The following is a 22,694-nucleotide window of genomic DNA, read 5'->3' as shown; positions in this document are numbered from 1 at the left end:
GCCGGCTCCAGGGTCAATCGCAGCGTTCCACGCACCCGGCAACGACAGTCACGTCCCCCCTCGACCTAGTTGAGAAGGCTCCTTCATGTCTGAGACTCCGCAGAACGAAGAACAGTACTCGCGGCGGGCGCTGTTCAGGGTGGGTGCCATGGGCGGCGCGCTCGCCACCGCCGGTGCACTGCTCCCCGGTGTCGCGGCGGCCGCGCCCAGCACCGGGGCGGGCGCCGCCGGCCTGCGACTGCGACCGCTCGGACGGCACCTGGCCTACGGCGAGGACCCGTCCAGGCAGGTCGTGATCTCCTGGCAGGAACTGGGCGCGGTGACCGGGCCGTACGTCCGGATCGCGACCGCCTCGGGGACCTTCGGCCCACCGATCGCCGCCGAGGCGCGCACGCTGAACAGCGAGCTCGCGTGGCAGGACTCCGAACACGACTTCCCGCCGCACGCGCCGGCCACCATGAGCCAGTACTACCTGCACGTGCGGCTCAACGACCTGGCGCCCAACACCACGTACCACTACGTCGTGGGCCACCAGGGCTACGACCCCACCACCAGCGGACGCCCCGGCGAGATCGCCAGCTTCCGCACCGCCCCGGCCGCCGGGAGCACCGGGGCGTTCACCTTCACCGCCTTCGGCGACCAGGGCGTCGGCTACAACGCGCGCCGGGCCAACAGCCTGGTCGCGGATCTCGCTCCGGCCTTCAACCTCGCCCTGGGCAACCTGAGCTACGCCATCACCTCGGGCACCGCCAACGCCGAAGGTGGGCACACCGACACCGACAAGTACGACGCCGGGAGGTGGGACTCCTACTTCTCGCAGAACGAGATCGTTGCCGCCGGGACCCCGTGGATGATCGCACTCGGCAACCGCGAGATGGAGGACTGGTACTCCCCGAACGGCTACGGCGGGACCAAGGCGAGGTTCACCATGCCGGACAACGCGTGGAGCGGCGCCACCGGCATCTACTCGTGGCGGTACCAGAACGTCGGGCTGCTTTGCTTGGACGGCAACGACATCTGCTACCGCAACACCGGCAACTACGACTACACCAAGGGCCAGCAGCTCAAGTGGATGGACACCCAGCTCGGCAAGTTCCGAGGTGATCCCACGATCGACTTCATCGTGGTCTACCTCCACCACGCCCCGTACTCCACCGCCGACGCAGGCGGAGCCGAGAGCATCGCCCAGCAGAAGTGGGCCCCGCTGTTCGACAAGCACAAGGTCGACCTGGTGCTCAATGCGCACAATCGCCTCTACGAACGCACCGACCCGATCCGTGCGGGCAAGGGCACCAAACAGGTGAAGCCCCGGGGATCGGTCACCCCCGCCCTGGACGGCACCACCTACATCACGGTCGGCGGCGGTGGCCAAGGCCTCGACACGTTCTACAAGAACGCCCCGGAGAGCTACCTGGACCACGAGAGCAGCAGCGGTTCCCCGACGATGAAGTGCTTCAAGAAGAACAGCACGAGTCACACGGACACCGCGGTCACCTGGTCCCGAGTGCGCTACCGGGGCTATGGCCTGGTAGCGGTCGACGTCGCTCCGGCGGCGAACGGCTCTGCCGCCCAGATGACGGTGCGCGCGCTCGCCGAGGACGGCACGCTGATCGACGAGATCACCGTGCGCCGCGCCTGAACAGCGTGACTCCGGCCGGATCCGTCTCGAGCTCGGGTGAGGTCACCGACACCGTCACGATGACCTGCCGGTACTTCGGCAGCACCCGACAGGCGTACTACAACTGGCTGCGGCGGTACCGCTCGCACCGGCCTGGTCGCTACTGCGTCGCAGCGGCCAGGCCAACACCGCCTCCACTGATCCTGACTACGTCCTGCGCGATCCAGCACCGCAGCGACTGGACTCACTCTGACTGTAGTAACTCGGGACGATGTTGAGGGTGTGTCGGCTTGAACGTGGGGAGGACCTTCAGACGGAGTGGGTGTGCCTGACACGGTACGCACGCCAAGCCCACGTGTCGTGTCGGAAGCCAGAGCCACTTCACATGAACTTAGAGATTCCGCGGGTAGAGGACGAGGCGTCATGGTCGGCGGGCTGGCCGTGTGTCCCAGCGTTGGCTGGTCCAGGCTTCGCGGATGAGGCGTCGGATCACGATGATCGCGGTCATCAACGCGAGCAGTGCGTTGATGACGACCGCTCGACGTTCCGTGCAGGACAGGGTGAAGTTGAAGCCGCGGCTGTACCAGGAGTTGGTGCGCTCGACGACCCAGCGGCGAGTGTGGTTGATCGGGATAACGACGCCCTTGGGCTGGATCCGCCACTCGCAGCCGAGCTCGGTCAGCAGTTTGCGGGTGACCGTGGAGTCGTAGCCCGCGTCAAGGTGCACCGTGATCTGATCAGGCAACGCGAGCTCGAAACGCCCGAGCTTCGCTAGTGTCGGGCGCAGGAACGGGGAGTCGTGCCGGTTCGCGCCGGTCACGACACAGCCCAGCGGGATCCCGCGTCCGTCGGTCATCCGCGACCACTTGATCCCGAGTTTTCCCCGGTCAATCGGTGATTTCCCGGCGACCTCGCCACCGCAGGGCGCTTTGGTGATCTGCCCGTCGACGGTGATGTCGGCCAGGTCCAGGCCCATGACACGGTCGTAGGTCTCCAACACGATCTGCTCCAGCCCTGCGAAGACACCGGCCGCGATCCACTCGTTGCGTCGGGTTCTCATCGTGGTTGCCGAGCACGATTGATCGGCGTGCTTCTCGTACGAGCCGCCGAAGACGAGTTTCGCGACGAGCTTTCGAACACGATCCGGTCCGGGATCCGTGGGTTGTGACAGCCCCACGGATGTGTCTCGAGATGCGGTGGCAGGAGGGCCTCGAACTGGACCCACAAGGGCTCGATCGCCCATGCTTCGACGGCGGGCACCGGTGCTCCGTTGTCAGATGTAGAGATGTAGGAGTCCCACATCAAACCGGATCCCGGTGCCCGCGTCACATCAGCCTGACGCCCCTACCCGCGAAATCTCTTACCAATTGACCAAACTCAGGAGCAGTCGGTGGACGTCAGCTACTTCGGTGCCCACGGGCACGTTCCACTGCGCGTGGCCCTGCTGCTGGCCGCGGTGGCGGGCATCCTGCTCACCGCGCTGGCGGGCAGCGCGCGGATCATGCAGTTGCGCGCGACCGCCCGCAAGCACCGCCGGGCCGACCGCAGGGCTGTGAAGGCCGAGGCCAAGGACTCGTCGAAGGCCCGGCGGTAGCCCGGACTATCGGGAGCCCGCCACAGGGTGCGGCTTGTAGAAGGACTCCGCCAGGTAGGCGGCCTCGTGCGGCTGGTAGGGCTCCTCCAAGTAGGCGGCCTCGTCTTCGTCGAGTTCGACGTCCACCGCGGCGACCGCGTCGGCCAGCTGGGCCGGCTTGGTGACCCCGACGATGGGCGAGGTCACCGCCGGGTTGCGCATGACCCAGGCCAGGGCGACCTGGGCCGGGGACAGACCCCGCTTGCCCGCGATCTCGTGGACGCGCTCGGCCACTGCCTGGTCCTCGTCGCGGTAGAGGATCTTGCCACCCTCGTCGGTCTCGGCACGCGCCGTGGCGGTGTCCCGGGCCCGCGTCAGCCTGCCCCGCGCCAGCGGGCTCCACGGGATCACGCCGATGCCCTGGTCGGCGCAGAGCGGAAGCATCTCCCGCTCTACTTCTCGGTGGATGAGGTTGTAGTGGTCCTGCATCGACACGAACCGGGTCCAGCCGTTCAGGTCAGCCAGGTACAGGGCCTTGGCGAACTGCCAGGCGTGCATGGAAGAGGCTCCGATGTAGCGGACCTTCCCGGACTTGACCGCGTCGTGCAGCGCCTCGAGGGTTTCCTCGATCGGGGTGTCGTAGTCCCAGCGGTGGATCTGGTACAGGTCGATGTAGTCGGTCCCCAGTCGCTTCAGGGAGGCGTCGAGCTCGGCGAAGATCGCCTTGCGGGACAGCCCGGCGCCGTTCGGGCCGGGGCGCATCCGCATCCAGACCTTGGTGGAGAGAACGACCTCCTCGCGCCGGGTGAAGTCCTTGACCGCCTGGCCGACGATCTCTTCGCTGCTTCCGGCGCTGTACCCATTGGCCGTGTCGAGGAAGTTGACGCCGCCATCGAGGGCCTGCTTGATGATGTCCCGGCTGGCGTCCGCGCCCAGCGACCAGGGCTCGCCGCCCCGGTCCGGCTCGCCGAAGCTCATGCAGCCGAGCGTGATGGCGGAGACTTCCAGTCCGGTCGTTCCGAGTTTGATGTATCGCATGCTTCCGAACCTAGGAGTTGGAGTGCGCTCCAACGCAATACGTCTCGGTCTGGAATTCGGAGGCGTGGGGCATGTGTGCCCTGTCAGGTTTCGACCGTTTCGGCGGGAGTACCAGAGAACCCAGTGGTAGCGAGTATTGAGCCGAAACTGTTTGGTTGCCTACATGATCGCGTAGCGGACGTGGCGTGCCTGGAAGTAGCCACGGACGAGGTGTGGCTGGCGCTGGCGGCGGTGCAGGAAGCGGCGCGTGTCCCGGGCGAGCCGCTCCACAGTGCGAGCACGACCGGCAGGCATGTTGCGTTTGAGGTCGGCGTTGAGCAGCTCGTCGGGGTTCAACTCGGGGCTGTAGCCGGGCATCAGGTGCAACTCGATCCGGTCGGTGTTGGCTTCCAGCCAGGTACGCACCACCCTGCTGCGGTGGACCGGGTGCCGGTCGGCGATCACGTACACCTTCCGCCCGGCCTGCCGGGCCAGCCGGGCCAGGAACGCGGTGAACACCGGCGCGGTGAACCGGCCGGTGAACACGGTGAACCACAACGCACCCCGGGACGCGACTGCGGACATGACGTTGACCCGCAGCCGTTTCCCGGTCACCCGCACCACCGGCGTGTGTCCCTTGGGCGCCCACGACCGCCCCGGCGGGGCCGCATCCGAGCGCAACCCGCACTGGTCAACCCAGGCCACCACCGCGCCCTCGGCCTTGGCTCGCGACGCGATCGCCGGATACTCGGTGTCCAGCCAGGCCCGCACCGCGGCCGGTTGCTGCTCGTAGGCGCGCCGGGCCGGGCGCTGCGGGGTGAACCCGTGACGACGCAACCACAGCCCCACGCCCTGCTCGGTCATCACCACCCCGGTGACCAACCGGATCAACTCGACCACCGCCGCCCGGGTCCACAACGGGCCACCGATCAGCAACTCCTCGGGCGTGTAGTCGGCCATCGCCATGAATAGCGTGCCCCGCTCGGCGGCAGTGATCAGCTCGGCCGGTCCAGGGCGGCGCACCCGCCGCACCGCCAGCGCCTCACGGCCACCATCCCGATACGCCCGCCACCACGCGCCCACCGACCGCTCGGCCACCCTGAACACCTCGGCCGCCTGCCGATAGCCGGTGACGGTGCCGGACTCCAACGCGGCCACTACCCGCAACCGCAGCACCTCCCGCTCAGCGGGCGACAGACGACGCGCGTCCTCGACCTCGATCACAAGTGAGCAACATACAGGCAAACGATCACTTTCGACTCAATAACAAACTGTCAATTCTCGGCCGAGCGCGTGGGGCACTACTCAGCCCCCCGACGGCAAACCGCCCTCGCGGGTCCGTCGCCACGACCGATCATCGCTCGACCACTAAGTGCCCGTTTTCGAACTGAGGGCCGGGTGTGAAGGTGGGTGACGAGACAGGGGAACTCCTGGTAGATCGGACGTTGTCGAAGCGCCGTTCCGCCAGGAGTTCCATTGCTATCGTGCCCGATGCCCGCGGGCGATGCCACCGCGGGTGCCTCGTGCTGCCGGCTGGCCGCAACCCACCAGCCCACACGGCGTGCCAACCGGTATCCCTCGGATGTCACCGACGCGCAGTGGGCGGTGTTGGACCCACTGCTGCCGGATCCGGCCTGGCTGGGTGGCCGGGGTGGCCGTCGAGAGCGGCACTGCCGCCGGGTGATCGTGGACGCGATCTTGTACCTGGTGGACAACGGCATCAAGTGGCGTGCGCTGCCGGCGGACTTCCCGCCCTGGCCGACGGTCTACAAACGGTTCGCCCTGTGGGAGAAATCCGGTGCGACGCAGCGGATCCTGGACGGGCTGCGGGACCGTGCCCGGCTGGCGGAGGGCCGGGTGGCGGCGCCGTCAGCGGCGGTGATCGACTCGCAGTCGGTCCGCGCGGCCGAGACCGTGGGACGGGCCACTCGCGGGTGGGACGCGGGCAAGAAGGTCAACGGCCGCAAGCGCCATATCGTGGTGGACACCGTCGGGTTCGTGCTGGCGGTGCTGGTGACCCCGGCCTCGATCCAGGACCGGGTCGCCGCCCGCGCACTGCTGCTGCGACTGGGTGCCACGGTCGGCGACCGGATCCGGTTGGTATGGGCCGACGGCGGCTACACCGGCACCTTGCTGGACTGGGCGCGACAAGCGCTCGGCGTGGTGGTGGAGATCGTCAAACGCCCCGACCTGCCCCACTTCACGGTGCTGCCCCGCCGCTGGGTGGTGGAGCGGAGCCTGGCGTGGATCACCGGTCACCGCCGCTGTGTCCGTGACTACGAACGACTTCCACACCACCACGAAGCGATGGTCCGCTGGGCCATGATCCGCATCACCAGCCGCCGATTGACACAGACCCTGTAGATCAGAAACGGGCACTAAGAGATTCCGCGGGGCCGGGCGGCGGTATCGCGGCGCTCGCGACGGCGCCCCTACCCGCGGGATCTCTTAGCCACCGGGCCCTCGCCACGAGGCACCTGGTGACGTCCACCGAGGCCGTCGACCGCCTGCGCTTGTGTGGAAGCGCCCCGTACGGAGACCACCTGCGGCCGGACGGATGGACACCCCGTTTGTGGCGGGGGACAACTGCCACGCTGGCGTGGCCTCGTTGCAACGTGACGGACCACCGTTCGCGCGGGGACGACCCACTGAGTAGTGATCATGTCGGGGTCGTGGGCGGCATGAGCCAGCGGTCGAACCAGGCACGGGTGCGGCGGAGCAGGTCGAGCTGGTGGTTGCGTTCCCGGAAGGAGTGGTTCTCCCTGGGGTACACGACGTACTCGTGCTCGACGCTGAACCTGCGCAGTGCGCGGTGGAAGTATTCGGTCTGGGACAGCGGCACGTTGGTGTCCTCCGCCCCATGCACGATCAACACGGGGGTGCGGATCGCTGAGGCGTAGGAGATCGGGCTGAGCTGGTCGTGCCGATGCGGACCGGTGCCCTCCCACCCCGCACTCCCCCCGAGTGCGGTCTCGAACACTCCCCACTCGCCGGTCGCGGCCAGCATGCCCCAGTCACTGATCCCCGCCCCCATCATCGCGGCGGCGAACCGGTCGGTGTGCCCGACGGCCCACGCGGCCAGGAAACCGCCGTGGCTCCAGCCCCCGATGCCCAACCGATCGGGATCGGCGACTCCCTCGGCGACGAGCTGGTCGATCCCGGTCAGGATGTCGGTCCACTCCTGCTGGCCGACCGCGCCCGCGACGCTGGCGGCGAAGTCGTGGCCACGGCCCTGACCGCCGCGGGGATTGGGCAGGAAGACCGCGTACCCGGCGTGGGCCAGCCACTGCCCGGAGGGCGCCCAACGCAGCATGAACTGGTCGGCATACCGGTCGTACGGACCGCCGTGGGCCAGTGTCACCAGCGGAAACGGGCCGTCGCCCCGGGAGCGGCCCGGCGGCAGGACCAGCACTCCATCCAGGGCCAACCCATCAGACGCCCGGTAGGACAGGCGTTGTTGGGTACCCCAGCGGATGGCACGGAGTTCGGGTCGGGCCTCGGTCAGCCGAGTGAACGAGCCGCTGGCCGGGCTTACGCACACATCCTCTGGTTCCTCGGATCTGCTCACGACAGCCGCGACCACCGCGCCGTCCCGATCCGTGGTGAGGTGTTTGACCAGGCCGGTGTGCCGTGAGATCTCCACCAGCCGCAGTTCGTCCGGGGCCAGCCGGTGGATCGTGGTGTCCAGGCCGTCGGCGACCACCGCGAGCGGCGTGCCCCCGTCGACCTGGGCCAGTTCCGCCGGGCACCACGGCATCCCGGCGGTGATGTTGCGGTGTACTCCGGCCTGCCCGCTCTCGGGTACCGCGAGGTCGAACACGGCGGTACCGGCTTGTAGGCCGGGCGGGGTCAGCGCCAGGTACGCCAGGTGCCAGCCCTTGCTGTGCCACCACACCAGGGAGTGTGCGTCCACTGCGGCAGGACCGAGGTCGCGGGCCAGGCCGGTGTCTGGGTCCAGCAGGTGCAGCGCTGTGTCGAGCAGGCCGGGGTCGAGCTCAGGGCTCGACCAGGTGAGTACCGCCAGTGGGCCACCGTCGGGGCGCTGGACCACCTCGGCCACGTGCCGATCGTCGAACAGGGCCGGGGTGCGGATCTGCCGGGTTCGCAGGTCCAGTAGCCGCAGCCGGGCCGGAGGGGTATGACCGCGCACGTGGGCGTCATCGCGGTCATCGCCCCGTTCGACGTCCTGATCGGCCGGTTCGTCGGGGGCGATGACCGCGACCAGCGCGGGATTGGTCAGGGGACGGTGAGCGTGGATCGTGCTCCGCCAGGCGGTCAGGACCCGCGGGGAGCCACCGGTGCGCTCGATCTGGTGCAACTGTGCCGTGCCCGGCGTGGACCAATCCGACAGAAAGAAGATCGACTCGGAGTCGGGGGACCATCGCGGACAGGACAGGTGCGCTGCCGGGATGTCCAGTTGGCGCGGCGACACACTGCCATCGGCAGCGGCCAGCCACAGTTGGCTCGACGGGTGCTCGCCTGCCTGCCCCACCGTCGCCAGCAGGTACACCACCCACCGGCCGTCCGGGGACAACACTGGCGAGTACGGCACACGACCATCGACCACCAATTCGGCCGTCAACTCCGACCCCACTCGGTTCACGCGCATCCCCCGCTCAGCAGAACCCCAGCGTTCCCTCGAACATTTGATCAGATGACGCACCCCGTGACCACCGAACGACCGCTTCTGCTCGTCATCGAACGGGTTTGGGGGACGGGCTTGAACATCGGCGACGGTGGCCAGCGATGTGGGAACCCAGGAGGTGACTCCTGCAAGGCTTCGTTTGCGGACTGCGAAACCGATCTCATACGTTCGGCCTACGCATTCGTCCATCAGTGCTCGTGCCACCGACCCGATTCACGGACTGTAGTCCATGTCGCTGAATGCGCCGAGGAGCTCTCGAACATCCACTACTTGTCGTGATCGCAGGCTAGTGTCGCGGCGCATCTCGTTTCCGCCAGGTGGGTAACCGAGGCCGCCGCACTGGCTGCTCGTCAGCCTTCTTCTTGCCGTGCCATAGTGACTAAGACCCCCATCTCCGCAGCGACGGTGGGTCCTCACTCCGACCGTTCCGGCCATAGCCGGACTTTGGCCATTCCGGTCAACCGACAGGGAGTACGGCATGACAACGCCAATTGTGAAAAAGCCGCCAAGGTACGATCCGGTGGCGTACATCAGGGAAGCACTGAGTCCGATCGCCAAGCAGCTCGCGCAAGACGTAGACGACCTGGTGTGGGTATACATCGAGGCCATCTCCACTGATCCTCAGGTCCACTTCCAGCCACTGGCGGTGGCCGCTGCGAAGGCGGAACTCCACAAGGAATTCAGCCTGACAGTCGTCCCCGGCGTCCTCTCGTTGCGGATCGCGGTGGACATTGACACTGGTGCGAACTGGAAGGCGTCCCTGACCGTGACGCCCACCGTCTTCGGCTTCGGACTGACACCCTCCAGCATTTCGCTCTCGAGCGAACAAAAGGAGATCACGATCCACCCTTCGATTGCGGTGGCTGGCGTGGACCTGACCCTGGGTCTCTACGGCTCCAACCTGTGCTTCGGAGTGTCGGGTAGGGCCTGGTACTGGGCGTTCGGAAAGCACTACAAGAGCTTCGACGCCAAGGACCTTTTCTGCATCCTGTAGCCAGCAAGGTCCAGCTCACTCTCCATGACCGGCGCAACAATTCTGTAAATACGACGAGCTTGGAGAGGTTTGACAGTCCCGCTCTGGCGTGTTGCCGGAGCGGGTCCTGTTGGCTGGCTGGGGTGTTCACGAGTGGAATCGCGTGGTTTCGCCGAGTTCGGCACGTGACACCCTGACGGTGTTGGCCGGAGCGGAGTTGTCGGCATAGCCGAAGGAAATGCCGAGCAAGACCTTCCTGTCCTGGATGCCCAGTTCTGCGCGGATGGTCTCGGCGTAGAAGCTCAGCAATCCCTGTGGGCAGCTGGCTATGCCGTACGCGGTCATCGCCAGCATGAGCGTCTGCGCGTAGATGCCCACGTCGGCGGCGATGCGCACCTCCGCGTTGGGGGCGGTGAACAGCAGTGCGACGTGTGGAGCGCCGTAGAAGCGCAGGCTCTGGGCGTTGTAGGCATCGCGTGCGGCGTGGTCGTCGCGGCCTATCCCCACGGCCGAGTACAACCGTTCACCCGCGTGCTGGCGTCGTCGCTGGTAGGTGCCCTGGTAGAGGTCCTCGCTGTAGGGGAAGTCCAGGGAGAGGTCCTTGCGGGTGTGGGCGGCCACCAGCGCCTCGCCGAGGCGGTCACGGGCCGCGCCGCTGACCACCTCGACATGCCAGGGCTGGGTGTTGGAGTTGGAGGGAGCCGCGCTGGCCAGGGAAAAGACGGCCCGCAGTGTGTCCTCGGGTACGGGGTCGGGACGAAACGCGCGGGTGGCGCGTCGCCCACGGATCAGGTGTTCGGCGTATTCGGGCAGGTAGTCAGTGGTCATGGCCTCGTCCGCACAGTGTCAGGCTTCTTAGGTAAACGGTTCCGTTTACCTAGCGGTGGACTGTAGCGGATGACCGGGCAGAGGTAAACGGTGGCGTATACTCAAGGTGTGGTCGAGCAGCACGAGACCGCCCGTCGTCGCGGGCGCGGGGGACGAGAGCGCATCCTGGCCGCGGCCACGGCGCTGTTCGAGGCGCAGGGGATCACCGCCACGGGCATGGAGCAGGTGGCGGGCCGGGCCCCGGTGTCCAAACGCACCCTCTACCAGCACTTCCCCACCAAGGATCAACTGGTGGTGGCCTACCTGCGCCACCTCGCCGAGACCGGACGCACGATCGACAGCGCGCTGGACCGGCAGGATCTACCCCTCAGGCAACGTCTCCTGGAACTGTTCACCGTGCCCGACCCCGGTGCCGGGCCCATCCGGGGCTGCCCGTTCGTCGATGCCGCCGCCGAGTTCCCGGACCCGGACAGCCCGGTGCACGCCTACACCCGCCAGGAGAAGCAGCGCTTCGCCCAGCGCGTCGTCGATCTGGTGCGCCAACTCGGTGCGGCACACCCCGAGGTCCTCGGTGAGCAGCTCGCGATCCTCGCCGACGGAGTCGCCAGCAGATCGATGGTGCTCAACGACCCCGCGTGCGGTGATCACGCCCGAGCGGCCGCGGAGGCCTTGCTCGACGCCAGCATCGCCTCCTGATCGCCAGGCGGGATGTCCGTTCAGCGCTCGACCTCGCCCCGGATGAACCGCTCCACGGCCTGGTGTGCCTCGGCGTCGGAGTACTGCTCGGGCGGGGACTTCATGAAGTAGGAGGACGCGGACAGGATCGGGCCACCGATACCCCGGTCCAGCGCGATCTTCGCGGCGCGGATCGCGTCGATGATGATGCCCGCGGAGTTGGGGGAGTCCCAGACCTCCAGCTTGTACTCCAGGTTCAGCGGCACGTCCCCGAACGCGCGGCCCTCCAACCGGACATAGGCCCACTTGCGGTCATCCAGCCACGCCACATAGTCCGAGGGCCCGATGTGCACGTTGCGGGCGCCCAGGTCCCGGTCCACCTGGGAGGTCACCGACTGGGTCTTGGAGATCTTCTTGGACTCCAACCGGTCGCGCTCGAGCATGTTCTTGAAGTCCATGTTGCCGCCCACGTTGAGCTGCATGGTGCGGTCCAGCAGCACCCCGCGGTCCTCGAACAGCTTGGCCAGCACCCGGTGGGTGATCGTGGCACCGACCTGGGACTTGATGTCATCACCCACGATGGGCACCCCGGCCTGCGTGAACTTGGCCGCCCATGCGGGGTCGGAGGCGATGAACACCGGCAGGGCGTTGACGAAGGCCACCTTGGCCTCCAGGGCGCACTGGGCGTAGAACCGGTCAGCGTCCTCCGAGCCCACCGGCAGGTAGGACACCAGCACGTCGGCCCCGGTCTCGCGCAGTACCCGCACCACCTCGACCGGGTCCTCGTCGGACTCCTCGATCGTCTCGCGGTAGTAGCGGCCCAGCCCGTCCAGGGTGTGCCCGCGCCGCACCGGCACGCCCAGCGGGGGCACGTCGGCGATGGTCACGGTGTTGTTCTCGCTGGCCACGATCGCCTCGGACAGGTCCCGGCCGACCTTCTTGGCGTCCACGTCGAACGCGGCGACGAACTCGATGTCCCGCACGTGGTAGTCACCGAACTGGACGTGCATCAGCCCGGGCACCCTGCTACCGGGCTCGGCGTCACGGTAGTAGTGCACGCCCTGCACCAGGGACGCCGCACAGTTGCCTACACCGACAACAGCCACCCGCACACTACGGCCGCGCACTACTGGTTCCGTTCGTTGACTCGTCATGTCGTCCTCACCTCGTTCTCCTCGCCCGCACCGGCGTGATCGACCATGCTGAGCTCGACCGGTTCGGTCGCGTAGCGGTTCTGCTCGGCGAGCATTCGCGCGAAGACACCACCGCGGGCCTTCAGTTGCTGGTAGCTGCCCTGTTCGACGATCCGGCCCGCCTGGAGCACGGCGATCTCGTCCACGTGGCCGAGCAGGCTGAGCCGATGCGAGATCATGATCACCGTGCGGCCCTCGGCCAGGCACTCCACCGCGCGCATCACCTCGACCTCCGCCTCGACGTCCAGGCTCGCGGTCGGCTCGTCGAGGATGAGCACGGGTGCGTCGCGCAGGATGGCCCGCGCGATCGCCATGCGTTGCCGCTGCCCGCTGGAGAAGTTCCTGCCGCCCTCGTGTACCACGGTGTCGTACCCGCCGGGCAGCCGGTTGATCGTGTCGTGCACGCAGGCCTGCCGCGCCGCGGTCTCGATCTGCTCCTGGCTGGCCCCCGGCCTGCCGAGCAGCAGGTTGTCCCGCACAGTGCCCTCGAACAGCACCGAGTCCTGTAGGACCATCGCGATGTTGCCGCGCAGGACGTCCAGTGGGTACTCACGGGTGTCGAGTCCGTCGATGGTGACCGCGCCGTGCCAGGGGTCGTGCAGCCGCGGCAGCAGCTTGACCATCGTGGACTTGCCGCCCCCGGACAGGCCGACCAACGCCAGTCGGCTGCCCGCCCGCACCGTGAGGTCGACCCCGCGCAGCACGGGAAGATCGCCCTGGCGGTACCCGAACACCACTCCGCGGAAGGCCACCTCCCCGTGGAGCCTGACCGGCGAGGAGCGCCCGTGCTCGCCGGGCCGCTGCTCGCAGGGCTGTTCGAGGATCTCCCGCACGCGTCCGACGGCGGCGGAGGCCGTGGACACCAGCAGCATCAGCTTGGCCAGATCGCGCATGGGCTGGTAGAGCAGTTTGGAGTAGGCCAGGAACACCGTCAGCGTCCCCACGGTGAGACTGCCCGCCGGGATCGTCAGGAACCACAGGCCGAACTCGTGCCCGTGGCCCGCCGCGATCCACGCGCCGATGGTGACGATCACCGTGTTGCTCAGGGTGAGCAGGACGATGACCAGCGGCCCGAACTCCGCCTGCCGCCGTCCCGCCCGCAATCCCGGTCGGCGCTGTGCCTCGACGCGGTCGGCGAACTTCCCCGAGGCCCAGCGCTGCGCGGTGAACACCTTCACCTCGGTGATCGCGCCGATCGTCGCCGCGGCCGCCTCGGCGACCCGTCCCGCGGCGCGGGCGACCTGCTTGGAGGCCCGCTTCGTCCAGCGCGTGTAGCAGGCGACGATCAGGAACAGCGGCGGCACCACGCACATCGACAGCACGGTGAACTGCCAACTGATCACCAGCATGACGGCGAGCACCCCGAGCAGGGTCAGCACCCCGGACAACAGGTCCACCAGGCCGTCGGTGACCAGCTTGCCGATGTCGGATATGTTGCCGCTGACCCGTTGCGTGAGCTCGCCGACCCGCTGACCGCTGTGCCAGGCCAGTGGGACGTGTTGCAGGTGGTCGAACACGCGGTTGCGCAGTCCGGCCTCCAGGTCCTGCCCGACGCTGGTGGCCACCGACAGCCGGACGAACGTCACGAGGGCCTCGATCAGACCGAGCGCGAGCAGCACCAGACCCGAGGCCAGCAGGACGCCGAACTGGGTGTGCCCGCCCGCGCCGGGCGGTCGGGTGCCGGGGGCGAGGCTGTCGCAGGCGGTGATCAGCGGTTCGAGCAGGGGCAGGCCGGGATCGCGATCATTGACGATCTTGTCGAGTATCCACTTGAGCGGGAACGCCGCGAACACGGTGCCCGCGACCCCGAGCAAGGTCAACCCGATCGCGGCCGTCACCAGCAGTCGGCGCCCGTGCAGTTGCTGGTAGAGGAAACCGATCACACTCCACCCGCCTTCCCGTCGTGTGCCTGCCGCAGGCAGTCCTCGACAGCGGCGAGCGCCGCCCGCGCCGCGGCGGGCCGAGGACTGCTCAGACGGCGAGCCCGCCGCGAGGCGATCTTGAGCAACACGGCCGCCTCGAACAGGCTGGCGCGCCGACGCAGACTGTCGCCGACTGCCGACACCTGGTTGAGGTAGGTGTCGAGGAACGCCTGGCGGGCCGATTCCGACCACGCCTCGTGCTGATGGCGTGCACTGCTGTGCGGGTGTAGGTAGGCCAGGAAGTAGCCGAGGTCGAGTGCCGGGTCACCCACGCATGCGGAGTCGAAGTCGATCACGATCGGCCGCGTCGGCCCGCGAAAGACCACCTGACTCGGTTTGAACGAGCCGTGCACCAGCCCCCGGTGGGCGGGGATGGCGCTGGACAGGCCCGAGACCAGCGGTGCCAGCAGCCCCGCCAGGTCACCGGCGACCTCGGGAACGTGACCGGCGAGCGCCCGCGCCCACTCACGTGCGCGCCCGGCGAAACGAGGGCCCGAGGCCACCTCGAGCAGTGCTGCCGGCGGCGTGCTCAGGTGCAACCGGGACAACACCTCAGCGCAGGCGATCACCGATTCCGCCGAACCACCAGGGCCGCCCGCGTCACCGGCCGCCTCACTGAGCACCAGGTTGAGCTCGCGCACCACCGCCAGCGGCCGCGCCACGAACGGAACAGGCGAGCCCCACAGGGACCTCGCGGTCCGGTGCGCGGTGACGGCCTTGTCGGTGTCGCGGTAGACCTTGCCGAAGAAGACCAGTTCCCGACCGGCGCCGACCCGGACCTGGTAGCGGATGACGCAGCGCGATCCCGGCTTGTACCGCACCGGCGTCGCTCGCACCGATTCCACGTGTGCGCTGGGATCGGCCAGCACGAGCCGGGCCGCCGCGGTCAACTGGCCGCGGAGCCGGTCGTCCGGTGCGAGTGCGGTGCGCAGACCGGGAAGCGCCCGGTCGTGGGGGAACTGCTGCACGGACAGGCCGATCCGGGCAACCGCGACGGCGGCGGGCCAGGCGCCGCTCAGGTCGGGCAGGCACACGTCGGCGAGCAGCGCGGCGGTCCGTGGCGTGGACACGGCCCGCTCGGGCAGTGACGCGGAGATCAGCCGCCCAGCCGGGAGTGCCATGTAGCTGACCGTCAGTCCCTGCTCCGGCTTGCGGCGCAGCCGGGTCACCCGAAGCCGAGCACTCCCGTCGTGGGCCGCGACCAGGTCGCCGACCACGCGGTGCAGGGCAGGCAGGACCTCCGCCGCCACACCGGCGCTCGGCGCTCGCAGAGTGGCCGTCTCGCGATCAGGCCGCCGACCGCGTTCGGCCGCGATGTGCCCGACCAGCGCGGCCAGTGCCTCGGGCACACCGGGCACGCCCCGGCAGCCGGGGAAGGCGTTGACGTCCACCACCACCGGACCACGATCGGTGAGCAGTACGTCCACCCCGTACACCTCGAGCCGAAGTGCCTTGCCGACCGCGCGGGCCATCGCGCGCAACTCCGGCTGCTGTTCGGCGTCAGTCGTGGGGCAGGGCGCGCCGACGGTGTCGGTGGTGAGCGGAGTCCGGCGCTGTGCAAGGAAAACCTCGTCTCCGACCACCCACAGCTTGTGGTCCCAGCCGTCGTTCGCGAGGAAGGGCTGCACCACGACCGGTTCGTGCGCCCAGAGTGCCGCCACGGACCGCAGCTGGCACAGGTCGTCCACTTTGGACACGAGGTCACCGCGTCGGCTCCGGGTGCTCTTGACGATCAGGGGGAACACCGCGGGGCCTGTGGCGAGGTCAAGGAGTTCGGACAGCCGGGCAACCGCGCGGGTGGGCGCGAAGGGTAGCCCCGCCGCGGCGACGCACTCGGCCATGCGGGCCCGGTGCTGGCAGATCGCGGTGGCCACGGGATCGTTGACCACCACCGCGCCGCGTCGGCGCAGGGCGTGTCCGAGCGCCACGGCACGCGCCGAGCGAGACTTGAGTAGGTAGAGGTCGGCGAGCGTGGCGGGGGCACCGTGCTGGGGGTCGAGCAGTTCCACGCTGTGCTCGGAGTACAGCAGCGCGGTCACGGCCGCCAGCGTGGGATGGCCGGGCGTGTCGGTGAGCACGCAGACGTGCATGTCAGATCGCTGTCCCGGCGTGCGCTGGACGTCGGGACACGCTCGGCGGTTGCTCTCGCCCCCGCGAGCGGTCGGCGGCGAGCCGGAGGATGCTGCGCGACACGCGTGCCACCGCGTTGGGTACGCAGCGGAAACTGGGGAAGTCGTTGACGTCCACCACCATCCAGCCGTCCGGGCCTTCGAGGAGATCGACTCCGTACAGGTCGAGCCCGAACGCCTTGCCCACCTTGATGGCCAACTCGGCGACCCCGGGAGGCACGGTGATCAGCTGGTTGCGCACGTGTACTTCCGGGTGCAGCGGGGAACGCTGGACAGTCGCGTACAGGTTCTCGCCTGCCGCGTACACCTTGATGTCCGTACCCGGGTTGGCGATGTAGGGCTGGGCCAGCAGGAAGCCCTCACCGGACACCCTGCCCCGCACCTCGGCGAGCTCGGTGTGGTCGCGGACGAGGTGGACCGAGCGGCAGCAACTGCCGTTGGCCGGCTTGACCACCAGCGGGTAGTGCTCGGCCGGGATCGCGGCCAGCAGGTCCGGGGTGGCCGCGAAGTAGGTCAACGGGAAGGGCAGGTCGTGGCGCCTGGCCACCGCGGCGGCCACCGCCTTGTCCCGCACCTTGCGGATCGCCGAGACCTTGTTGATCGTCCTGCGCCCAGCGACGGCCGCTGCCTCCAGAAGACTCAGGCCGGGACCACCGGAGACCGTCTTGAGCACCCAGGCGTCGTGCCGGGACTCCCGCAGCAGTTCCGTGATGCGCGTCGCCGACCGCTCCGGTTCGAGGACGTCGACCTCGTGCCCCCACTGGCTGATCTGCCTGGCCACCTCGATCGGCATGCTCTCGTTTCGATAGCAATTCTCCACGATGAAACACATCTTCACTCGCGTTCACCCCATCCTGGCCGTCACGAGGGAATTGGGTGGTGAAGTCGAACCAGGAACGAGGCCCCGAAGGCGCTCGCACCCGCCTCAGCAAGTTGAACGGAAAGTTAACCGCCGATGAATAATAGGGGGATCGCCAGGCTGTTTCCATCAAGATGTCGGCGAGAAATCGACAGTGGCGCGGGGCTGCCAGTCGATTCGTTGGGCAGGTCCACATTGCTCGCGCTTAATGCGATTGCATCACCCGTCTGGCCGATCAATTTCTACATAGTTGTAGAGGATATGCGTGACGGAACCGGCACGCCGCGGTCCACGGCCCGGCCCAGGCGGAGTTGGGCCGGGTGCTCGCCGAGCTCGATCGACTGCGTGGGGCGGCCCCCTCGGAAGGACCGATCACAGCCCTGGCGGGGGCGCGACGTCCACGACCACGTCGAAGCCGCCCTCCGCCTCGGGCCCCGCGGAATCGTGGTGTGGCTCGCCGAAGTCCACGCCGGGGGCCAGGTGCGTCGCACCGCCGCCCGGTCCCTCGGGTGACAGCTTCTGCGCAGTCGGCGCCAACACCGGAGCCGGGTCGCTCTCCGGGGTGGAAGGCACTCCAACCAGGCCTTCCGGCGAGATCCCGTAGGTGCTCAGGTCCGTGCCGCCGTGCACATCGGCGTCCGGCGCGGTCCTGCCGTGCGGCTCGATCCGGAAGTCCGCGGCGGTCACCGGGGTGCCCGCGGGGTGGACCGGAGTCGGGCCTGGCGTGAGCGGCGGACTCGGGTGGGGGACACCCGCGTCACGGGTTGCGTGGTGCTCGGGGCTGAGGTCGTGATCACGGGTGACGTGGTGGACAGGTCCCTTGTCGTGACCGGCGATGTCCTTGTGGTGCGGAACAAAATCGTGTCCCGGCAACGGGACCTCGGGGCGGATCTCGTGCACCGGGTGCTTGTGGAAGTCGGCGCCGGGCGGGGACTTCGGATCGGCCATGGTGTCCGTCCTCTCTCAGGTCCAGGGGCCCCGGATCGGCAGCCGCTCAGGCGGGATGCGGGACTCCAGGTAGGAGCGCACCTCGTCGACCCGCTGGGGCGATCCGAACCCGCGCAGCTGCACGGTTGCCGTGGTCGAGGCGGTGTTGTTGTAGCTGACCACCAGCGAGGCCGTGTGGGTCAGGTAGTTGCTCAGCCTGCGCAGGTAGGTGGGCGGCTCGGTGATCTGGTAGTACCAGACGAACTGCCGGGTGCGGCGCAGGATCCCGGAGCTGACGTCCATGCCGTACTCGTAGATCTCGGCGGTGTACATCCGGGCCCTCAGCGCCAGCGAAAGCAGCGCGAGTACCAGGTAGCCCACCAGCAGCCAGTTGACCAGCGCCAACAGGGTCACCGTGCTGTACCCGGTGTAGATGTAGATGATGCGGTTGACGGAGAAGGTGGGCCGCGACAGCCCCTGCGCGAGCAGGATCAGCACCACCGCGGTGGCGGACCGCAGCGGCAGGATGTGCCGGGCCTTGAGCCTCAGGGACATGACCAGTTGGCCGCGGCTGGCCACGTGCGAACTCTCGATCAGTCGGCGCACCGGCGGTGGGCCGGAAGGCGGCTGCGGGACCGACCCGCCGAGTGCGGCCTCGCAGCGCCGCAGGCGGTCCGCGGTGTCCCGCAGATCCGTCACGGCCAGCACCTGCCGGAACGCCGCGGCGGCCTGCTCGTACTGCTCCTCGTCCTGGAGCAGGCACCCCAACTGGTAGGCGGCCTCGTAGTGCTGCGGGTGGTCGGCGAGCACCTGCCTGAGCTGCGCCTGCGCGTCCGGCGTCTCCCCGAGGTCGATCAGGCAGATCGCCAGCGCGTAGCGGGCACCGAGGTCACCGGGCTGTTCCGCCAACAGGTCGAGCAGCACCGCACGTGCCTGCGCGGTGCGCCCGTCCCGGTGCAGTGCCTTGGCCTGCTCGTACCGCGAATCCGCCATCCGGCCTCTCCTCCGCGCTGCTGGGCGTCCCCAGCCGCACATCGCTCGCCGGTCCCGGATCGCAGCGCCCTGGCCGGTCAGATCACCCGTACAGGGCAAGGAACTCCGCCAGTTCGCCCACTCGACCAGTGGTACGACGAGCGCGTTGGAACGGCCGTACGCCCGGCATTCCCAAGAGCCATCGTCGATCCCTGTCAGTCGTCGGCGGATCCGTCGAGCGGCTGGCCCTCGGTGAAATACGGCGCGATCTTGTTGTCGAACATCGACAGCGCCGACCCGATCGCCATGTGCATGTCGAGGTACTTGTAGGTGCCGAGCCGACCGCCGAACAGCACGTTGTTGCTCTTGGCCTCGGCCTTGGCCAGTTCGCGGTAGCTTTCCAGCTTCGCCCTGTCCTCAGGGGTGTTGATCGGGTAGTAGGGCTCGTCGTCCTTGTCCGCCGCCCGCGAGAACTCCCGGACGATGACGGTCTTGTCGCTCGGGTAGTTCGTGCGCTCCGGGTGGAAGTGCCGGAACTCGTGGATGCGCGTGTACGGCACGTCCTGGTCGGCGTAGTTCATCACCGGGGTGCCCTGGAAGTCGCCGGTGGTGTGCAGGACCTCCTGCTCGAAGTCCAGCGTGCGCCAGCCGAGCCAGCCCTGCGAGTAGTCGAAGTAGCGGTCCAGCGGGCCGGTGTAGACCGTTGGCGTGGCGGCCGGGATCTCGTCGCGAACGTCGAAGTAGTCGGTGTTCAGCCGGACCTCGATGTTCGGGTGGTCGGCCATCTTCTCCAGCCACGCGGTGTACCCGTCGACGGGCAGGCCCTCGTAGGTGTCGTTGAAGTACCGGTTGTTGAAGTTGTAGCGAACCGGCAGCCGGCTGAACGTGGCCGTCGGCAGTTCCTTCGGATCGGTCTGCCACTGCTTGGCGGTGTAACCACCGAAGAACGCCTCGTACAGTGGGCGCCCGATCAGCGAGATGCCCTTCTCCTCGAAGTTCTTCGCATCCTGGGAGTCGATTTCACTCGCCTGCTCGGCCACCCAGGCCCGCGCCTCGTCCGGCGTCAGGTAGCTGCCGGTGAACTCGCAGATCGTCGCCATGTTGATCGGCAACGAGTAGACCCGGCCCTGGTAGATCGTGAACACACGGTGCTGGTAGTCGGTGAAGTCGGTGAACTGGTTGACGTAGTCCCACACCCGCTTGTTCGACGTGTGGAACAGGTGGGCGCCGTAGCGGTGCACCTCGATGCCGGTTTCCGGCTCTGCCTCGGAGTAGGCGTTGCCGCCGATGTGGCCGCGACGGTCCAGGACCAGCACGCGCTTGTTCAGCTGAGTGGCGGCGCGCTCGGCCACGGTCAGGCCGAAGAAGCCGGAGCCGACGATCACGAGGTCATAGTCAGTGAAGCTCACGATTGGTGAGGGTACGACACCGCGCGGACACCGACTTCCCGGGTACGCCAACCTTGTGCGAAAAGTGGTTTGACCGCAACGGTTTTGGCTCGGGGACGAGCGGACAGCTCGACTGCACCGGACCCCGCCCGTTCACAGCCAGTCGTGTTCGCGGGCGTAGCGGGCGGCTTCGTGGCGGGTGCGGGTCTGGGTCTTCTGCATCGCGTTCGACAGGTAGTTGCGGACCGTTCCCTCCGCGAGGTGCAGTTGGCCGGCGATGTCGGCGACCGAGAAGCCCTCGCGGGTGGCGCGCAGGACGTCGATCTCACGGTCGGTGAGGGGGCAGTCGTCGACGACGGCGAGGACGGAGACGTCCGGGTCGATCCAGCGCTTGCCCGCGTGCAGGGTCTTGATCACCGAGGTGATGTGCGCCGGTTCGGCCGACTTGCTGACGAAACCCTGGACGCCGAGCTTGAGCGCCTTGCGCAGCACACCGGGGCGGGCGTGCCGGGTCAGCATGAGGATCACCTGCTCCGGACGCGCGCGCCGGATCTCCGCGACCGCGCCGAGACCATCGACGTTCGGCATCTCCAGATCGATCACGAGCACGTCGGGGCGGTGCCGCAGCGTGGCCGCGACCGCGGCGGCACCGTCCTCGGCTTCGGCGAGCACGGTGATCTCGCCCTCGAGGGGCAGCAGCGAAGCCAGCGCTTTGCGGAGCAGGGCTTCGTCGTCGGCGAGCACCACGGTGGTCATCGGCTGTCCTCCCGCGTCCTGAGCGTGGGGAAGGCGGCCGCGGTCAGGAACCGGCCGTCCCGTTGCTCCACCTCCAGCTCGCCCCCGCTGTCGGCCAGGCGTTGCCGGAGCGTGGAAAGCCCGCTGAACTCGGGCCGTCCGGTCTCCTGGGCGCCGTCGTTGAGGATGGCGATCCCGCACTCCGACAGCGTGATCCGCACCTGCCGCGCCTGGGCGTGCCGCAGGATGTTGGTCGTGGTCTCGCGCAGGACCTGGCCGAGCAGTTCGCCCACGCGGCCGTTGACCTCGGCCTCGCGTTCCACACGCACGTGGATGCCCGCGGCCTCGAACAGGTTCTTCGCGTTCTCCAGCTCCGCGGACAGGTTGAGCCGCCGCTGGGCGTAGGCGAGCTCCTTGGTCTGCACGATGGTGTCACCGACCAGCGTGTGCACCTCCCGCAGCTCCTGGCGCACGCGGTCGAGGTCGCTGTCCAGCAGTTTCTCGGCCAGCGCGACCTTCAGCTTCACCACGTGCAGGGTGTGGCCCTGGATGTCGTGCAGGTCGCTGGCGAAGCGCATGCGCTCCCGGACGACGGCCAGCTCCGCCTCGCGCTCCCGCGACTGCTCCAGCTCCGCCACCACGTCGTAGAACCGCTGGCTGACGAACATGAACCCGGTCGACACCATGACGGCGAGGGCGGGGATCGCCGCGTACTGCACCAGCCGGTTGCCGATGTGGTCGTGGAACACGAGCAGGTTCGTCGCGCCCAGCGCGGCGACGAGCGCGGCCAGGCCCAAGAGGGCCGCGAGCCGGTGGCGTGGCAGCGGTGGGATGAGGAACGACCCCACGACGGACAGGCCGTAGAACCCGGCTGTGCTGTCGGTCAGCGCCCCGGCGAGCCACACCGCCGCCGCGACGGCCAGGCAGGGCCGGGCGACGCGGACGAAATCGCCCGCGGTCCAGCGCTCGGCGGTCACCAGGGCGGCCGCCAGCCCCACGAGCTGGATGACGACGTGCCACCACGAGTGGGCGGTGAACACCACCAGCACCACCCCGACGATGGCGAGCGGGGGGACCGTCGTGAACAGGTTGAGCCTACGCAGTCGCGCGTGGACGGCTCCGCCGACCCAGGTCCGGCGGGCCGCCGGACGGATGTCTGTCATGGTTCTCCGAGGTCGGGCGGCGGTTTCGTCCCAGCATGCCGCAGCCGCCAGGACGCCACCAGTGACACTGCGTCATG

General features: G+C 68.4%; 18 protein-coding genes and 1 pseudogene. 5 read left to right on the top strand and 14 right to left on the bottom strand.

Annotated elements, in window-relative coordinates:
• Window positions 1-85: 85 nt before the first annotated feature.
• A complete protein-coding gene (locus tag KALB_RS28365; protein WP_025359066.1) occupies window positions 86-1,639 on the top strand; it encodes a purple acid phosphatase family protein in 1,554 nt (517 codons plus the stop codon).
• Window positions 1,640-2,039: 400 nt separating this feature from the next.
• Here KALB_RS28365 and KALB_RS28360 read toward each other — a convergent pair.
• Window positions 2,040-2,878: pseudogene (locus KALB_RS28360) on the bottom strand (IS5 family transposase).
• 130 nt (window positions 2,879-3,008) lie between these two features.
• On the opposite strand from KALB_RS28360, the gene KALB_RS28355 reads away from it, so the two are divergent.
• The gene (locus KALB_RS28355; RefSeq protein ID WP_025359065.1) at window positions 3,009-3,212 is read left to right on the top strand and encodes a LapA family protein; all 204 of its coding nucleotides are present in this window, start codon (window positions 3,009-3,011) and stop codon (window positions 3,210-3,212) included.
• Window positions 3,213-3,218: 6 nt separating this feature from the next.
• Here KALB_RS28355 and KALB_RS28350 read toward each other — a convergent pair whose 3' ends face one another.
• Window positions 3,219-4,229 carry an aldo/keto reductase gene (locus KALB_RS28350; RefSeq protein ID WP_025359064.1) on the bottom strand — a complete coding sequence of 337 codons (1,011 nt, stop codon included), beginning with the start codon at window positions 4,227-4,229 and terminating at the stop codon, window positions 3,219-3,221.
• A gap of 159 nt (window positions 4,230-4,388) precedes the next feature.
• Window positions 4,389-5,432: an IS630 family transposase gene (locus KALB_RS28345; RefSeq protein WP_025357638.1), complete on the bottom strand. Its 1,044-nt coding sequence runs from the start codon at window positions 5,430-5,432 to the stop codon at window positions 4,389-4,391.
• A gap of 267 nt (window positions 5,433-5,699) precedes the next feature.
• Between KALB_RS28345 and KALB_RS28340 the strand changes: the two genes are divergently transcribed.
• Window positions 5,700-6,572 (top strand): IS5 family transposase, encoded by an 873-nt coding sequence (locus tag KALB_RS28340; RefSeq protein WP_025355155.1) that lies wholly within the window; start codon window positions 5,700-5,702, stop codon window positions 6,570-6,572.
• 295 nt (window positions 6,573-6,867) lie between these two features.
• On the opposite strand, the gene KALB_RS28335 is transcribed toward KALB_RS28340, so the two are convergent.
• Entirely contained in the window at window positions 6,868-8,811 is a 1,944-nt protein-coding gene (locus tag KALB_RS28335) for a S9 family peptidase (RefSeq protein WP_236650047.1), read from the bottom strand.
• A 520-nt stretch (window positions 8,812-9,331) separates the two neighbouring features.
• Here KALB_RS28335 and KALB_RS28330 point away from each other — a divergent pair.
• Entirely contained in the window at window positions 9,332-9,847 is a 516-nt protein-coding gene (locus tag KALB_RS28330; protein WP_148309698.1) for a hypothetical protein, read from the top strand.
• Between the two features lie 126 nt (window positions 9,848-9,973).
• Here the strand turns inward: KALB_RS28330 and KALB_RS28325 are convergent, their stop codons facing one another.
• Window positions 9,974-10,654, bottom strand: coding sequence for a nitroreductase (locus KALB_RS28325; protein ID WP_025359061.1), 681 nt, complete (start codon window positions 10,652-10,654; stop codon window positions 9,974-9,976).
• A 108-nt stretch (window positions 10,655-10,762) separates the two neighbouring features.
• Here KALB_RS28325 and KALB_RS28320 point away from each other — a divergent pair, with 108 nt between their 5' ends.
• Entirely contained in the window at window positions 10,763-11,350 is a 588-nt protein-coding gene (locus tag KALB_RS28320; RefSeq protein ID WP_025359060.1) for a TetR/AcrR family transcriptional regulator, read from the top strand.
• A gap of 20 nt (window positions 11,351-11,370) precedes the next feature.
• On the opposite strand, the gene KALB_RS28315 is transcribed toward KALB_RS28320, so the two are convergent.
• The 9 genes from KALB_RS28315 to KALB_RS28275 form a co-directional block, all read right to left on the bottom strand.
• Window positions 11,371-12,483, bottom strand: a complete 1,113-nt coding sequence (locus KALB_RS28315) for an inositol-3-phosphate synthase (RefSeq protein WP_042220867.1) — start codon at window positions 12,481-12,483, stop codon at window positions 11,371-11,373.
• Complete coding sequence (locus KALB_RS28310) at window positions 12,480-14,405, bottom strand: ABC transporter ATP-binding protein (RefSeq protein WP_025359058.1); 1,926 nt, start codon at window positions 14,403-14,405, stop codon at window positions 12,480-12,482. Before KALB_RS28310 ends, KALB_RS28315 begins: the two co-directional genes overlap by 4 nt.
• Entirely contained in the window at window positions 14,402-16,534 is a 2,133-nt protein-coding gene (locus tag KALB_RS44350; protein WP_025359057.1) for a phosphotransferase, read from the bottom strand. Before KALB_RS44350 ends, KALB_RS28310 begins: the two co-directional genes overlap by 4 nt.
• A 1-nt stretch (window position 16,535) precedes the next feature.
• A complete protein-coding gene (locus tag KALB_RS28300) occupies window positions 16,536-17,366 on the bottom strand; it encodes an ATP-grasp domain-containing protein (RefSeq protein WP_063750756.1) in 831 nt (276 codons plus the stop codon).
• Between the two features lie 438 nt (window positions 17,367-17,804).
• A complete protein-coding gene (locus KALB_RS28295) occupies window positions 17,805-18,380 on the bottom strand; it encodes a hypothetical protein (protein WP_025359055.1) in 576 nt (191 codons plus the stop codon).
• 15 nt (window positions 18,381-18,395) lie between these two features.
• Window positions 18,396-19,352, bottom strand: coding sequence for a tetratricopeptide repeat protein (locus tag KALB_RS28290; protein ID WP_025359054.1), 957 nt, complete (start codon window positions 19,350-19,352; stop codon window positions 18,396-18,398).
• A gap of 194 nt (window positions 19,353-19,546) precedes the next feature.
• Window positions 19,547-20,740 carry a UDP-galactopyranose mutase gene (glf, locus tag KALB_RS28285; RefSeq protein WP_025359053.1) on the bottom strand — a complete coding sequence of 398 codons (1,194 nt, stop codon included), beginning with the start codon at window positions 20,738-20,740 and terminating at the stop codon, window positions 19,547-19,549.
• Window positions 20,741-20,872: 132 nt separating this feature from the next.
• Window positions 20,873-21,475 (bottom strand): response regulator transcription factor, encoded by a 603-nt coding sequence (locus tag KALB_RS28280; protein ID WP_025359052.1) that lies wholly within the window; start codon window positions 21,473-21,475, stop codon window positions 20,873-20,875.
• Window positions 21,472-22,617: a sensor histidine kinase gene (locus tag KALB_RS28275; RefSeq protein WP_025359051.1), complete on the bottom strand. Its 1,146-nt coding sequence runs from the start codon at window positions 22,615-22,617 to the stop codon at window positions 21,472-21,474. Before KALB_RS28275 ends, KALB_RS28280 begins: the two co-directional genes overlap by 4 nt.
• Between the last annotated feature and the right edge of the window lie 77 nt (window positions 22,618-22,694).

This window comes from Kutzneria viridogrisea DSM 43870 (genome assembly GCF_000525635.1).
GTDB lineage: Bacteria > Actinomycetota > Actinomycetes > Mycobacteriales > Pseudonocardiaceae > Kutzneria > Kutzneria viridogrisea.
The sequence above is the reverse complement of the archived record's forward strand: the minus strand, read 5'-3'. Positions and strand labels throughout refer to the sequence as shown.

What these genes read in the sequence shown, in the direction of transcription:
- KALB_RS28315 (WP_042220867.1), bottom strand. Translation starts at nt 12,483, where the DNA reads ATGACGAGTCAACGAACGGAACCAGTAGTGCGCGGCCGTAGTGTGCGG.
- KALB_RS28330 (WP_148309698.1), top strand. Translation starts at nt 9,332, where the DNA reads ATGACAACGCCAATTGTGAAAAAGCCGCCAAGGTACGATCCGGTGGCG.
- KALB_RS28280 (WP_025359052.1), bottom strand. Translation starts at nt 21,475, where the DNA reads ATGACCACCGTGGTGCTCGCCGACGACGAAGCCCTGCTCCGCAAAGCG.
- KALB_RS44350 (WP_025359057.1), bottom strand. Translation starts at nt 16,534, where the DNA reads ATGCACGTCTGCGTGCTCACCGACACGCCCGGCCATCCCACGCTGGCG.
- KALB_RS28300 (WP_063750756.1), bottom strand. Translation starts at nt 17,366, where the DNA reads ATGCCGATCGAGGTGGCCAGGCAGATCAGCCAGTGGGGGCACGAGGTC.
- KALB_RS28350 (WP_025359064.1), bottom strand. Translation starts at nt 4,229, where the DNA reads ATGCGATACATCAAACTCGGAACGACCGGACTGGAAGTCTCCGCCATC.
- KALB_RS28325 (WP_025359061.1), bottom strand. Translation starts at nt 10,654, where the DNA reads ATGACCACTGACTACCTGCCCGAATACGCCGAACACCTGATCCGTGGG.
- KALB_RS28365 (WP_025359066.1), top strand. Translation starts at nt 86, where the DNA reads ATGTCTGAGACTCCGCAGAACGAAGAACAGTACTCGCGGCGGGCGCTG.
- KALB_RS28340 (WP_025355155.1), top strand. Translation starts at nt 5,700, where the DNA reads ATGCCCGCGGGCGATGCCACCGCGGGTGCCTCGTGCTGCCGGCTGGCC.
- KALB_RS28295 (WP_025359055.1), bottom strand. Translation starts at nt 18,380, where the DNA reads ATGGCCGATCCGAAGTCCCCGCCCGGCGCCGACTTCCACAAGCACCCG.
- KALB_RS28275 (WP_025359051.1), bottom strand. Translation starts at nt 22,617, where the DNA reads ATGACAGACATCCGTCCGGCGGCCCGCCGGACCTGGGTCGGCGGAGCC.
- KALB_RS28290 (WP_025359054.1), bottom strand. Translation starts at nt 19,352, where the DNA reads ATGGCGGATTCGCGGTACGAGCAGGCCAAGGCACTGCACCGGGACGGG.